The sequence below is a fragment of the Dongia sp. genome (assembly GCF_041918875.1).
In the GTDB taxonomy this organism is placed as follows: Bacteria; Pseudomonadota; Alphaproteobacteria; order Dongiales; family Dongiaceae; genus Dongia.
In genome coordinates, this window is the sequence record NZ_JAYRUV010000011.1 from 137,642 (window position 1) to 150,731 (window position 13,090).

Here is a 13,090-nt window from a genome sequence, read left to right on the forward strand (position 1 = left end):
CCCGAGCGTATAGAGGCACCGAAGATGGCGGAAACTGCCGACAATCTGCTGGGAGAGAGCGGCGCCTATGCGCTGGAGCTCTTCGGCATCGGCCGCCGCTTCGGTGCCCTCGCGGCCCTTGCCGATATCACCATGACGGTGCGCGCCGGCGAACGCCGCGCGGTGCTGGGCTCCAACGGTGCCGGCAAGACCACCTTGTTCAACGTCATCACCGGCGACTTCCCGCCCTCGGCCGGCTATATCCGCTTCTTCGGCGAGGACATCACCAATTTCGCGGCTTTCGAGCGCATCCGCCGGGGCCTCCGGCGCACCTATCAGATCTCGCTGCTTTTCGGCGGATTGAATGTGCTCGACAATATCTTCCTCGCCTGCCGCGGCGTGTCGCGCCGGCGCTTCTCGCTGCTCCGTCCCAGGCGCGATGATGCCACGATGGAGCAGGCGGAGCGGATTTTGCGCGCCGTGAAGCTGGAGGAGAGCCGCAATGCGCTGGTCTCGTCGCTCAGCCATGGCCAGCAGCGTCAGCTGGAATTGGGCCTCGCCTTGGCCGGTGCGCCGCGTTTCATCCTGTTCGACGAACCCGCCGCCGGCCTGTCACCGGCGGAGCGCCGCGACCTCATCAACATCCTCACCTCGCTCCCCAGCCATATCGGCTACATCATCATCGAGCACGATCTCGACGTGGCCCTGCGCGTTTCGGAACGGGTAACGATGATGCATAACGGCCGCATCTTCAAAGAGGGCACGCCGAGCGAGATTGAAAACGACCCAGAGGTGCAGGAGATCTATCTGGGAGGTGGCCATGGCTAAGGCATCCCCCCACGCGATCCCGCTGCGCATCCGCGATCTTCACGTCTATTACGGCGAATCCCACGCCATCCAGGGTGTCGATCTGGCGCTGGAGGGGCGCATCCTCTCCATCGTCGGCCGCAACGGCATGGGCAAGACCACGCTCTGCAACACGATCATGGGGCTGAAGCGTGCCAGGTCGGGCTCGATCAATGTCCTGGGCCGCGAGATCGGCGGGCTGGAGCCGCATGAGATCGCCCGTCTCGGCGTCGGCTATGTGCCGCAGGGCCGCCGCGTCTGGCGCAGCCTCTCGGTCGATGAGCATCTGCGCCTGGCGGCACGCGGCGGGCGCGATGCGCTGTGGACCGTCGCCCGCGTCTATCAGACGTTCCCGCGCCTTGCCGAGCGTCGCAACAATGGCGGCGCGCAGCTTTCGGGCGGCGAGCAGCAGATGCTGGCCATCTCCCGGGCGCTGCTCGGCAACCCGCATCTCCTCATCATGGACGAGCCGACGGAAGGCTTGGCACCGGTCATCGTCGACCAGGTGGCGGCGATGCTGACCCAGCTGGCGGAGGAGGGCGACATTGCCGTCCTCCTCATCGAGCAGAATATCGGTGTCGCCACCTCGGTCGCCGAAAATGTCGCCATCATGATGAACGGCCGCATCAACCGCATCATGCCGTCGAGCGAACTGGCGCATGACCGCGACCTGCAGCAGCGGCTGCTCGGTGTCGGCCGCCATGCCGACGAGCCGGTCGAAGCGGCACCCGAAGGTGCCGGCGACACGCCGGAGCGTGTGGCTGAAGTGTTCCGCGTCGTGCGCCAAGGCCAGGCCGTGCCCCTGCTGCCGGTGGAAACCGGCGGCAATATCCGCACCATGCGCCATATGCCAAATCGCTGGTCCTTGACCGAAGCCGAGTTGTCGCAAGGCGTGCGTCCAGTCCCTTCGGCCGCGAAGGAGGGCGACGAGTCGGCGCCGGCCATCCTGCGCATGCCGCGCGAGGCGCGCATGGGCCGCACGGCGCTCATCGTCGGCACTTTCGATACCAAGGGGCGGGAGCTCAAATATCTGCGTGATGCCCTGCGCGATCTCGGCGTTCGCACGCGCATGGTCGATCTCTCGACCTCCGGCAAGCCATCCAGCGCCGATGTCAGCCCGCAGGAGGTGGCCATTTCCCATCCGCGCGGGAGCAACGCCGTCTTCACCGGCGACCGTGGCCAGTCGGTCGAGGCGATGGCCGTGGCTTTCGAACATTGGATCCACCGCCAGCGCGACATCGGCGGCATCATCTCGGCCGGCGGTTCCGGCGGCACGTCGCTGGCCACATCCGGCATGCGGCGTTTGCCCGTCGGCCTCCCCAAGGTCATGATCTCGACCGTGGCCTCGGGCCAGGTCGCGCATTATGTCGGCGCCAGCGACATCCTCATGCTGCCCTCCGTCGCCGACATTCAGGGCCTCAACCTTATCACCGAGCGGATACTCAAGAACGGCGCCCATGCCCTGGCCGGCATGATGGCGGGCTCCCTTCAGAGCACGGCGCATGAGGCTGCGTCGAAGCCCGCCATCGGCATCACCATGTTCGGCGTCACCACCCCCTGCGTCCAGGCGCTGACCGCCCTGCTGCAGAACGATCACGACTGCCTCGTCTTCCACGCCACCGGCATCGGCGGCCGCTCGATGGAGGCTCTGGCCGATTCCGGCCTGCTTGCCGGCGCCATCGACGTCACCACGACGGAGGTGGCCGACATGCTGGTGGGCGGCGTCTTTCCGGCGACGACGGACCGCTTCGGCGCCTTCATCCGTCAGCGCATCCCCTATGTCGGGTCGGTCGGCGCCCTCGACATGGTCAATTTCGGGCCGCGCGAGACGGTGCCGGAAAAGTTCCGCGGCCGCAATTTCGTGGTCCACAATCAGAACGTCACATTGATGCGCACGACGCGCGAGGAAAATGCCGCCGCCGGCCGCTGGATCGCCGAACGTCTCAACCAGATGCAGGGGCCGGTGCGCTTTCTCATCCCCGAGGGCGGCGTTTCGGCACTCGATGCGCCGGGCAAGGCCTTCTGGGATCCGGATGCCGACCGCGCGCTGTTCGAGGCGATCGAAGCGAACCTGCAGCAGAACGGGCAGCGCCGCCTCATCCGCGTCAAGGCGCATATCAACGATGCCGATTTTGTGGCCGCCCTCGCGCGAGCCTATCGCGAAATCGCCATCCCCATGAAGAAGAGGGCCTGAATATCATGGCACGCATCGAACGTGCGGCATTGCTGGAGAAGTTCCGTGGCATGATCGCGCGGCGAGAACCGATCGTCGGCGGTGGCGCCGGCACCGGCCTTTCCGCCAAATGCGAGGAGGCGGGCGGCATCGACCTCATCGTCATCTACAATTCCGGTCGCTATCGCATGGCCGGGCGCGGCTCGCTCGCGGGACTACTCGCCTATGGCAACGCCAACGAGATCGTCATGGAGATGGCGGCCGAGGTATTGCCGGTGACGAAGAAGACGCCCGTGCTGGCCGGCGTCAACGGCACCGACCCCTTCTGCCATTTCGACAAGTTCCTCGACGACCTCAAGGCGGTGGGTTTTTCCGGCGTGCAGAACTTCCCGACCGTGGGTCTCATCGACGGCACCTTCCGCGCCAATCTCGAAGAGACCGGCATGTCCTATGGGCTCGAAGTCGATCTCATCAAGCTCGCCCACGGGAAGGACATGCTGACCACCCCTTACGTCTTCAACGCCGGCGAGGCGGAAGCGATGGCCAGGGCCGGGGCCGACATCATCGTCTGCCATCTGGGTCTCACCACCGGCGGCGCGATCGGCGCCGAGACCGCGCTTAAACTTGCCGATTGCCCGGCTCTGGTGGATGAATGGGCGGAAGCGGCAAGGAAAGCGCGTCCCGACATCATCGTGCTGGTGCATGGCGGCCCCGTGGCCGAACCGGCCGATGCCGAATTCGTCCTGAAGAACACGCAGAACTGCCACGGCTTCTACGGCGCCTCCTCGATGGAGCGGCTGCCGACGGAGCGGGCCTTGGTCGAACAGACGCGGCGCTTCAAGGCGATCCGGCGAATTCAAGGGTGAGGGAGAGGTAATCATGGCAACGCAGATCCTGGGATCGGTCATTCTCTGGCTGATAGCGCTGGCGATCGTCGTGGTGATCGGCGGCTATCTGCTGCGCTGGCTCTATCGCCGTTCGATCAAGGAGACGGCCTTCGTGCGCACCGGCTTCGGTGGCGAGAAGGTGGTGATCAATGGCGGCGCCTTCGTCATCCCGGTCCTGCATGAGGTGACGCCCGTCAACATGAACGTGATGCGAGTCGAGGTGCGGCGCGGACAATCGAACGCCCTCATCACTCGCGACCGCATGCGCATCGACCTCATCGCCGAATTCTTCCTGCGCGTGCAGCCCACCCCGGTTTCCGTGGCCCTCGCGGCGCAGACCCTGGGCCGCCGCGCCATGGAGCCCGACGATATCCGCGCCCTCTTCGAAGGCAAGTTCTCCTCGGCCCTGCGCACGGTGGCGGCCGAGATGACGCTGGAGGAAATCCACGAGCGGCGCGGCCAGTTCATGGCCCGCGTGCGCGAGCAGGCGGCCGAGGCGCTGTCGCAGAACGGGCTCGAACTCGAGAACGTCGCCCTGGTCGATCTCGACCAGACCAGCCTCGAATTCTTCGACCCCTCCAATGCCTTCGATGCTCAGGGCCTGACCCAGCTTACCGAGGCGATCGAGATGCGCCGCAAGATGCGCAACCAGATCGAACAGCAGACCATGATCGAGATCCGCAACCAGAATCTGGAATCCGAACGCCGCGTGCTGGAAATCGACCGCGAAAGCGAATATGCCCGCATCGAGCAGGAGCGCGAGCTCGAAATCCGCCGCGCCGTCCAGCGCGCCGAGCTTGCCCGCGAGCGTGCCTTGCGCGATCAGGAAGCGGCCCAGGCCCAATTGGCGGCGAGCGAAGCCACCGAAAAGACCCGCATCGCCCAGGAACGCGCGGTCGCCGAAAGCCGCATCGCCTCGGAAGAGGAGCTGCAGAAGCGCGAGATCGCACGCCGGCGCGCCGTCCAGGAAAGCGAACTCCGCAGCCGCGAGAAGACCGAGCGCGAGGAGATCGCCCTCGACCTCGCCATCGAGAAGGAACGCATCCAGCGCCAGCGCGAGCAGGAGCAGCTCGAAGTGGCCCGCCGCATGGCCGTCGAAATCGCCGAGCGCGAGCGCGAAATCGCCCTGGCGGCGAAGGGCGTCGAAGTGACCCGCGCCGAGGCTGAACGCAAACAGGCTGAAATCTCGGCTAATGCCGAGATCGAGCGCGAACGCGTGGGCCGCGAGCGCATGCTCGATTCCGCCCGGGTCGAGCGCGAACAGGCGCTGCAAGCACTCGAAATCGCCAAGCGCCAGGCCTTCGAGGAAGCCGAGATCGCCGCCGGCGAGGAGGTCGAGCGTGCCCGCATCGCCACCGAACGCGGCATCGAGGAGGCCCGCGTGGTGCGCGACCGCGACATCCGCAAGCTCACCATCGAGCGCGACAAGGCGCTGGAACTGGCCGAGATTGAAAAGGCGATCACCCTGGCCGATAAGAGCCGCGAACGCTCGGCCGCCATCGCCAAGGCGGAAGCTGCCCGGTCGGAAGCGATCCTCGCCGAGGAACAGGCCTTCACCACGCGCGAGCGCGAAATAGCCGAGCGCCGGAAGGAGATGGACCTTATCGCCGCCGCGCGCGAGGCCGAACGCGCGCATCTCACGCTCACCGCCAAGGCCGAGGCGGAGAAGGACGCGGCCGGCGCCTTCGCCGAGGCCCAGCGCATCGCGGCAAAGGCGGAAGCCGACGCGACCGCGATCCGCTCCGAGGCGGCCGCCAAGAAATACGCCGTCGATGCCGAGGGCCAGCGCAAGACCAACGAGGCCGAGAACGTTCTTACCGATGCCGCGCGCGCCTCGCGGGCACGCATGCGCCTCCTCGACAAGATCGAAGGCATCGTGCGCGAAAGCACGAGGCCCATGGAAAAGATCGAGGCCATCAAGATCCTGCATGTCGACGGACTGGGTGGCGGCGGCGACGGCAAGGGCAAGAACGTCACCGATGAGGTGATCGACAGTGCCCTCCGTTACCGCGTGCAGGCGCCCATGATCGACAGCCTGATGAAGGAGGTCGGCATCGAAGGCGGTTCCATCGGCCGCATGACCGATGTGTTGCGCGATGCCAAGGATATCGACTCCCTCACCCGCAACCGCAAGAAGGACAAGGACAAGTCGAAAAGCGAGGCGGAACAAGGTCGCGACGACCGCGACGACGACCGCTAAAGAGGAGGCCGGCTTGGCCAAGGTCTATATCTCCAGCATCCTCGACGCGCCCGTGGCGGAGGCCTGGGCGCGCATCCGCGACTTCAACGGCCTTGCCGGCTGGACGCCTTTCGTGGCGGAGAGCCGCATCGAGCAGAACCAGCCCGCCGACAAGGTCGGCTGCATCCGCAATTTCACCCTGAAGGACGGTGGTCGCATCCGCGAGCGGCTGCTGGCGCTCTCCGATTTCGACTTCTCCATGACCTATTCGATCCTGGAAAGCCCGATGGGCGTCGAGAATTACGTGGCGACGCTGAAGCTCATTCCCGTCACCGATGGCAACCGCACCTTCGCCGAATGGAGCGCCGAATTCGATTGCGCGGCCAACCGCACCGCCGAACTGGTGCAGCATATCGGACAAAACGTGTTCCAATCCGCCTTCCGCTCCCTGCAAGGCAAGCTGGGCCGCTGAGAATCGCAGACACGGAATGGACAAGCAGCGCGCCCCCTCACCCCCCGCCCTCTCCCCGCTGCCGCGGGGCGAGGGAGCCTTGACTGAGCTTCGCGGCGAACTCCCTCGCCCCACGAAGTGGGGAGAGGGTTGGGGTGAGGGACATGCCGACGCTGCCGCTCCGGCGGCATCATGACCGTCCGGATCATGCGCAGCGCGGTGATCGATGCGCCGGCCGCCGATGTCTGGCACCTGCTGCGCGACTTCAACAGCCACGACCAATGGCACCCGGCGGTCGCCAGCAGCCGGGTGGAGGCGGGCGAGCCCGGCGATCTCGTCGGCGGCATCCGCGCCTTCCGCCTGCGGGATGGCGGATATCTGCGCGAACAATTGCTCTCGCTCTCCGACCGCGACATGGAAATCAGCTATTGCCTGCTCGAGGCACCCTTGCCGCTCAACGATTACGTGGCGCATCTGCGCCTGCGTCCGGTGACCGATGGCAATCGCTGCCTCATCACCTGGGAATCGCGCTTCGATCCGCCGCCGGCCCAGGCGCAATCGCTGACGCAGCTTGTGGCCACCGCCATCTATGAGGCCGGCATTGCCGCCCTGCAGGCGCATTTCGGCGGCACGCGGCAAGGAACGCCACAGGCGATCCATGTTCCGCCCGTGACATCAACTCCCGCACCGTCGGCTTCCATCAGCCCGGCCGCGACGCTGTGCTCGCAGGCCATCATCGTGCGCAACCATGGCGGACCGGAGGTGCTGGAGCCCGTCGAGATCGACGTGCCACCGCCGGCCGCTGGCGAAATCCGCTTGCGCCACGACGCCATCGGCGTCAATTTCCTCGACCTTCACTGCCGCGCCGGCGACTTCCCGATGCTGGCGCTTCCCGGCATTCCCGGGGTCGAAGCCGCGGGCATCGTCACGGAAATCGGCCCGGATGTCGCGGACCTGCGGCCCGGCATGCGCGTGGTCTATGCCGGCATGCCGCTCGGTGCCTATGCCGGCCACCGTCTGCTGCCGGCCGGGATCGCCGTCCCGCTGCCGGACGATATCGACGCCGAGGTCGCCGCGGCGACGTTCCTCAAGGGCCTCATGGCCGACGCGCTCCTCCACGACGTCCACCCCTTGCGCGCGGGCGAGCGCATCTTCATCCGCGCCGCCGCCGGCGGTGTCGGCATGATCCTCGCCCAGATGGCCCGCGCGGCCGGGGCCCATGTCATCGGCGCCGTCTCCAGCGCCGACAAGGCCGAGGCAGCCAGGACGGCCGGCTGCAACGATGTCATCGTGACGCGCGGCGCCGACGAAATGCGCGACCTCGCCGGCACCATCGATGCCGTCTTCGACGGTATCGGCCGCGACACCTATGAGGAGTCGCTCTCGCTCCTGGCCCCGCGTGGTCATCTCATCGTCTATGGGCAGAGTTCCGGGCCGCTGGGCCTGCGCAACCTCGACGCCCTGGCCGACAATGCGCTGACCCTGTCGCGACCCAACCTCGCCCATTACATGGCGAGCCGCCGCGAGATCGAGGACCGCGCCCATCGTCTGTTCGACTTCATCCGGCGGGGCGTGGTGGCACCGCGAATCACGGCGTTCCCCCTGTCGGATGCCGCCACGGCGCACCGGCAATTGGGAACCCGCGCCAATATCGGCTCCATCGTGCTGGTGCCTTGAAAGGGAGAAGGGGGGAAAGAGAAAGCGGGCGGGCAGCCAGCGCCGCCCGCCCGCTCAGTCGCTAGGAAAGCCGCCCTTCAGTCCCGATGCGCACCCAGTTGCGCGAAGCGCGCGCTGCCAGATTGCTTCATCTGGAAGGCGACGAGCGCGCCCAGCACGCCGGCGATCGGCACCAGGATGGGGAGGCCGATGGCCAGCGCCGGCGAGGCACCCGTCAACACCTCGAAATGCGTCACGACCTGATAGGCGATGACGGCGAGCAGGGCGCCGGCCGCCAGCGGCGCCAGCACGGTGCTCAGCGCGTTTCCTTCCAATTGCGGATGACGGCGAAAGAAAACGACCACCGCGAAGGAGACGATGGCCATCAGGGCGATGACGCTGAGCGTCGCCAGGTTGGTGAGCCAGGCGAAGAGGCCCAGCACCGGATCCGTTTCCGTTACGATGAAGATCGCCAGCACGACGACGCCGAGCACCGTCTGCAATACCGATCCGATATGCGGGCTTTGATGCTCGTCATGCGTCTTGCCCAGATGCGCCGGCAGCAGGCCCTCGCGGCCCAGGACATAGAAGTAGCGCGCGGCGGCGTTGTGGAAGGCGAGGAGTGCCGCAAACACGCTGGAGATCAGCAATACGCTGATGATCGTGGTGACGAGGCCGCCGGCATATTGCTCGGACAGGATGAAGATGAAGACGGTCGGGTCGGGCAGGCCGCCCAGGGTCTCCATCAGCTTGCTCTCGCCGGCCCCGATCACCATGCACCAGGTGGAAAAGGCATAGAAGATGCCGATCACCAGGACCGACAGGTATGTGGCGCGCGGCACGGTGCGCACCGGATCGCGGGCCTCTTCGCTGTAGATCGTGGTCGCCTCGAAACCCATGAAGGCGGCAAAGCACAGCAGCATGCCGATGATCGGTTCCCCGGTCATGAAGGCGGCGGGCGTGAAGCTGGTGGTGCTGATGCCCTCCGGCCCGCCATTGCCCAGGATGGCGAAGTCGAGCAGGACGACGATCAGGTATTCGGCGGCGACCAGGATGGCCAGGATCTTGGCGGAAAGGTCGATCTTCAGATAGCCGAAGGTTCCGACCAGCGCCCACGATGCCAGCGACCACACCCACCAGGGCAGGTTGATGCCGCTCTCGCCGAAGACGCCGCCATCGCCGAGGACGCCCGCCGTCACGGCGCCGAACAGGCCGTAAAGCCCGATCTGCATCGCATTGTAGGCCAGCACTGCGATATAGGCCGCGGCCCCGCCCATGACGCCGCCGAGCCCCCGCGAGGTGAAGGCGAAGAACGAGCCGGCATTCGAGATGTGCCGCGCCATCGTCGTGTAGCCCACCGAGAAGATCAGCAGGATCGCCATGACGACAAGCACGGCCAGCGGCACGCCGACGCCGTTGCCCAGCAGCATGGCGATCGGATAGCCGCCGGCGACCGCGGTCAGCGGTGCCGCCGCCGAAACGACGAAGAAGGTCACGGCGGCGACGCCCAGCGCGTCCCGACGCAGCCTGTCGGTGGTAGTGATATCGGTCATTCTTCCCCTCCTGATGACGCTGGCGGGACCGAACGATCTCGTGCCCGCCGCAACCCTGTTCACCGGCCGGCGCGGGAGGCTCTCCCGCGGGCCGCACCGGACCGTTTCCGCCCGGGGGCTTCCCGGGCGCGACGGTCTTCGTTATTCATTCGATATCGAACGATAACGCGAATGAAAATCCATGGCAAGAGATCAAGATGGGAAATTGTCGCATCTCGATTGAGCTCTTAAGGGCGGGCGCGGAGGGTGCTATAAGGGGCGCCGACACGCCCACAAACCTGACCAATCGATCGGAGTTCCGCGCTTGACCAAAGACCGACGAATGCCCGCCCGCGCTGCTGCGACTGCGAAGGGTGCCGCCGATCCGCAAGCCAGATCGCCTGTTTCGTCCGCTGCGCCGCGAAAACGGAGCAGGAAGCCGCTCGCTGAAGTCCTCGGCGAGAAACGGGTGGCGGGCCTGCGCATCAATCTCGAATCGATGGCGCTCGTCTCCAACATCCACCGCGCCTCCGGCTTCATCCGCGATCATTTCGAACGCGCGATCCTCGGAGAGGCCGATTTGCACTGGTCCGCCTTCGTTACCTTGTGGTGCCTGTGGATCTATGGCGAGCTGGAAACCCGGCGCCTGGCGGCGGAAGCGGGCGTCGCCAAGAGCACGCTCTCCTCGATTCTCAACATGCTGGAGGGGCGCAAGCTGGTGCGCCGGCGCACCAACGAGCTGGAGCGCCGCCTCGTCATCGTCAACCTCACCGCGTCGGGCGCCGAGCTCATCAGCAGCCTCTTTCCGAAGTTCAATGCGGAGGAAACGCGCATCGTCGCGCGCCTCGGCCCGAAGCAGATTCAGGCGGCGACCGATGCCATCCGCCTTATCCTTGCCACCATCGCCGACCTCGACGGCATGAACGAATCCGAATAAGCGACGATCGGTCGCGGCCGACGCTTGACTCGGCGAGAACGCTTCGCATAATTATTCGATGTCGAACGATTTTTGCGGGGAGCGGCAGTGGCATGAAGGCGCTGGTCGAAGGGGTTGAGGTTGACGTTCGCCACTGGATCGGCGGCGAACGCGTCGGCGGCGCCAAATCGTTCGCCAGCATTTCGCCGATCGACGAGCGGGGAATTGCCGACGTTTCGGCCGGCGGTGCCGGCGAAATCGACCAGGCGGTGACGGCCGCCAATGCCGCCTTCCAAGACTGGAAGAAGACCAGCCCGGCAGAGCGCGCCGCCTATCTGCACGGAATCGCCGATATCGTCGAGGCCCGGGTCGAACAGCTCGCCGTGGTGGAAACGCGCGACAATGGCTCGCTGCTGCGCTCGCATCGCAAGGGCGTGATGCCGCGCGTCGCCATGAATTTCCGCTTCTTCGCCGACTGGCTGAAGGAACTCCACCATCCCGATTTCGACGTGCGCGGGCACCGCAACCATATCTCCTACGATCCCAGCGGTGTGGCCGGCATCATCACGCCGTGGAATGCGCCTTTGATGCTGGGCACCTGGCGCATTGCACCGGCCCTCGCCGCCGGCTGCACGGTCGTTTACAAGCCGCCGGAATGGGCACCGCTCACGGCCTCGCTTCTTGCCGATATCACGGCGGAAGCGGGCTTGCCGGCCGGCGTCTTCAACGTCGTGCAGGGCTTGGGCCGCGAAGCGGGTGCCGCTCTCTCGCGCCACCCCAAGGTCCGGCGCTTGAGCTTTACCGGCTCGGTCCCGACCGCGCGCACCATCGCCGCGGCGGCCGCCCCCAACCTCGTGCCGCTCTCCTTCGAGCTTGGCGGCAAATCGCCCTTCATCGTCTTCGCCGATTGCGATTTCGACCTCGCTGTCGACACGGCCATCGGCCAGTTCGACAATGCGGGGCAAGTCTGCCTCGCCGGCACGCGCATCCTGGTCGAGGAGAGCCTCCGCGCGAAATTCCAGGAAGCCTTCATCGAGAAGGCGCGGAAGATCCACCAGGGCGATCCGCGCGACGAAGCGACCGACATCGGCCCGCAGATCAGCCGCCCGCATTTCGAACGCGTCTCCGGCTTCGTCGAGCGCGCCAAGGCCGCCGGCATGAAGCCGCTCATCGGCGGGGAACCCAATAAGGATCTGGGTGGCCTCTATTTCCGGCCGACCCTTTTTGCCGATCCGGAGCCCGGTTCCGAGATCCTGCGCGAGGAAGTGTTCGGGCCCGTGCTGTGCATCCAATCCTTCAAGGATGAGGAACAGGCCGTCGCCATGGCCAACGATACCGAATACGGTCTCGCTGCCGTGGTCATGACCGGCGACCGGCGGCGCGCCGAGCGCGTGACAAGCCAGGTGAATGCCGGCCTCGTCTGGAACAATTGCTTCTTCGTGCGCGATCTCAGGCAGGCCTTCGGCGGCAACGGCAAGTCCGGCATCGGCCGCGAGGGCGGTACCTGGTCGTTCGATTTCTATTGCGACGTCAAGAACAGCGTCTTTGCCGCGCAGGGCTGGAGGAAATGATGGGTGAAGTCGTCGGCTGCGGGCTTGTCGCCCATGTTCCCACCGTCATGCTGCCGGTGGGCATCCGCCACGAGCTCAACAACGGTAAGGATTTCACCGTCGTCGAAGGCTTTCGGCGCCTGCGGCACGAGGTGCTGGACGAGCTCGATTACGACACGGTGATCGTGCTCGATTCGCACTGGTTCACCACGGTCGAATTCGTCATCACCTCGGCCCAGCGCCGCGCTGGCAGATATACGTCGGACGAACTGCCGCGCGGCATGAGCCAGGTGCCCTACGATCTCCCTGGCGATCCGGCCTTTGCCGAGCTGGTCGCCAGCAAGGCCGGCAAGCACGGCACCTGGATCACGCCCATCGCCGATCCGTGCCTGCCCATCCAATATGCGACCGTCAATGTGGCGAGCTATCTGCAGAAGGGAGCCGAGGCCTGGCTCTCCATGAGCTGCGCCCAGACTGGCGAGACCGAGGATTTCCTGCGCGTGGGCCGGGCGCTGGGCGAGGCGATCGCCGAATCGGATAAGCGCGTGCTGCTGCTGGCGTCCGGCGCCATGAGCCACAAATTCTGGCCGCTGCAGAAACTGCGCGCGCATGAGGCGGCGGGGGTCGAGCATATTTTCAGCCCCGACCATTCGGCCGCCGACCTCACGCGCATCGACTGGTTCAAGGCCGGCAACCATGCCGATGTTCTGCGCGCGATGCCGGAATTCCTGAAATTCAAGCCGGAGGCCAATTTCGGCCATTACCTGATGATGGCGGCAGCGCTGGGCGAGGAGGACCTCATCGCCCCCGGCCGCCTCTTCAGCGACTATGAAAATTCGATCGGCACCGGCCAGGTGCATATCTGGTTCGACCGCCCGGCGGGCGGCTGGACGAAAAAGAACAAGGCCGCCGAATAGCCAA

At 66.0% G+C, this 13,090-nt stretch carries 10 protein-coding genes; 9 read left to right on the forward strand and 1 reads right to left on the reverse strand.

The window, feature by feature from the left end; genetic code table 11:
• Window positions 1–24: 24 nt before the first annotated feature.
• From ACE3TY_RS13375 to ACE3TY_RS13400, 6 genes are all read left to right on the forward strand, one after another.
• Complete coding sequence (locus ACE3TY_RS13375; RefSeq protein WP_374653709.1) at window positions 25–807, forward strand: ABC transporter ATP-binding protein; 783 nt, start codon at window positions 25–27, stop codon at window positions 805–807.
• Window positions 800–3,019 (forward strand): ABC transporter permease, encoded by a 2,220-nt coding sequence (locus ACE3TY_RS13380; protein ID WP_374653711.1) that lies wholly within the window; start codon window positions 800–802, stop codon window positions 3,017–3,019. The genes ACE3TY_RS13375 and ACE3TY_RS13380 overlap by 8 nt, the downstream gene beginning before the upstream one ends.
• Window positions 3,020–3,024: 5 nt before the next feature.
• Window positions 3,025–3,864 (forward strand): phosphoenolpyruvate hydrolase family protein, encoded by an 840-nt coding sequence (locus ACE3TY_RS13385; RefSeq protein ID WP_374653713.1) that lies wholly within the window; start codon window positions 3,025–3,027, stop codon window positions 3,862–3,864.
• A gap of 13 nt (window positions 3,865–3,877) precedes the next feature.
• Window positions 3,878–6,085 (forward strand): flotillin domain-containing protein, encoded by a 2,208-nt coding sequence (locus tag ACE3TY_RS13390; RefSeq protein WP_374653715.1) that lies wholly within the window; start codon window positions 3,878–3,880, stop codon window positions 6,083–6,085.
• A gap of 13 nt (window positions 6,086–6,098) precedes the next feature.
• Window positions 6,099–6,536, forward strand: coding sequence for an SRPBCC family protein (locus ACE3TY_RS13395; RefSeq protein WP_374653717.1), 438 nt, complete (start codon window positions 6,099–6,101; stop codon window positions 6,534–6,536).
• A gap of 171 nt (window positions 6,537–6,707) precedes the next feature.
• Window positions 6,708–8,192, forward strand: a complete 1,485-nt coding sequence (locus tag ACE3TY_RS13400; RefSeq protein WP_374653719.1) for an SRPBCC family protein — start codon at window positions 6,708–6,710, stop codon at window positions 8,190–8,192.
• A gap of 77 nt (window positions 8,193–8,269) precedes the next feature.
• Here the strand turns inward: ACE3TY_RS13400 and ACE3TY_RS13405 are convergent, their stop codons facing one another.
• Entirely contained in the window at window positions 8,270–9,724 is a 1,455-nt protein-coding gene (locus tag ACE3TY_RS13405; RefSeq protein ID WP_374653721.1) for an APC family permease, read from the reverse strand.
• 322 nt (window positions 9,725–10,046) lie between these two features.
• On the opposite strand from ACE3TY_RS13405, the gene ACE3TY_RS13410 reads away from it, so the two are divergent.
• From ACE3TY_RS13410 to ACE3TY_RS13420, 3 genes are all read left to right on the forward strand, one after another.
• Window positions 10,047–10,640 carry a MarR family winged helix-turn-helix transcriptional regulator gene (locus ACE3TY_RS13410; RefSeq protein WP_374653723.1) on the forward strand — a complete coding sequence of 198 codons (594 nt, stop codon included), beginning with the start codon at window positions 10,047–10,049 and terminating at the stop codon, window positions 10,638–10,640.
• A gap of 92 nt (window positions 10,641–10,732) precedes the next feature.
• Window positions 10,733–12,190, forward strand: a complete 1,458-nt coding sequence (locus ACE3TY_RS13415; protein WP_374653725.1) for an aldehyde dehydrogenase — start codon at window positions 10,733–10,735, stop codon at window positions 12,188–12,190.
• Window positions 12,187–13,086, forward strand: coding sequence for a hypothetical protein (locus tag ACE3TY_RS13420; protein WP_374653727.1), 900 nt, complete (start codon window positions 12,187–12,189; stop codon window positions 13,084–13,086). Before ACE3TY_RS13415 ends, ACE3TY_RS13420 begins: the two co-directional genes overlap by 4 nt.
• Window positions 13,087–13,090: the final 4 nt, after the last annotated feature.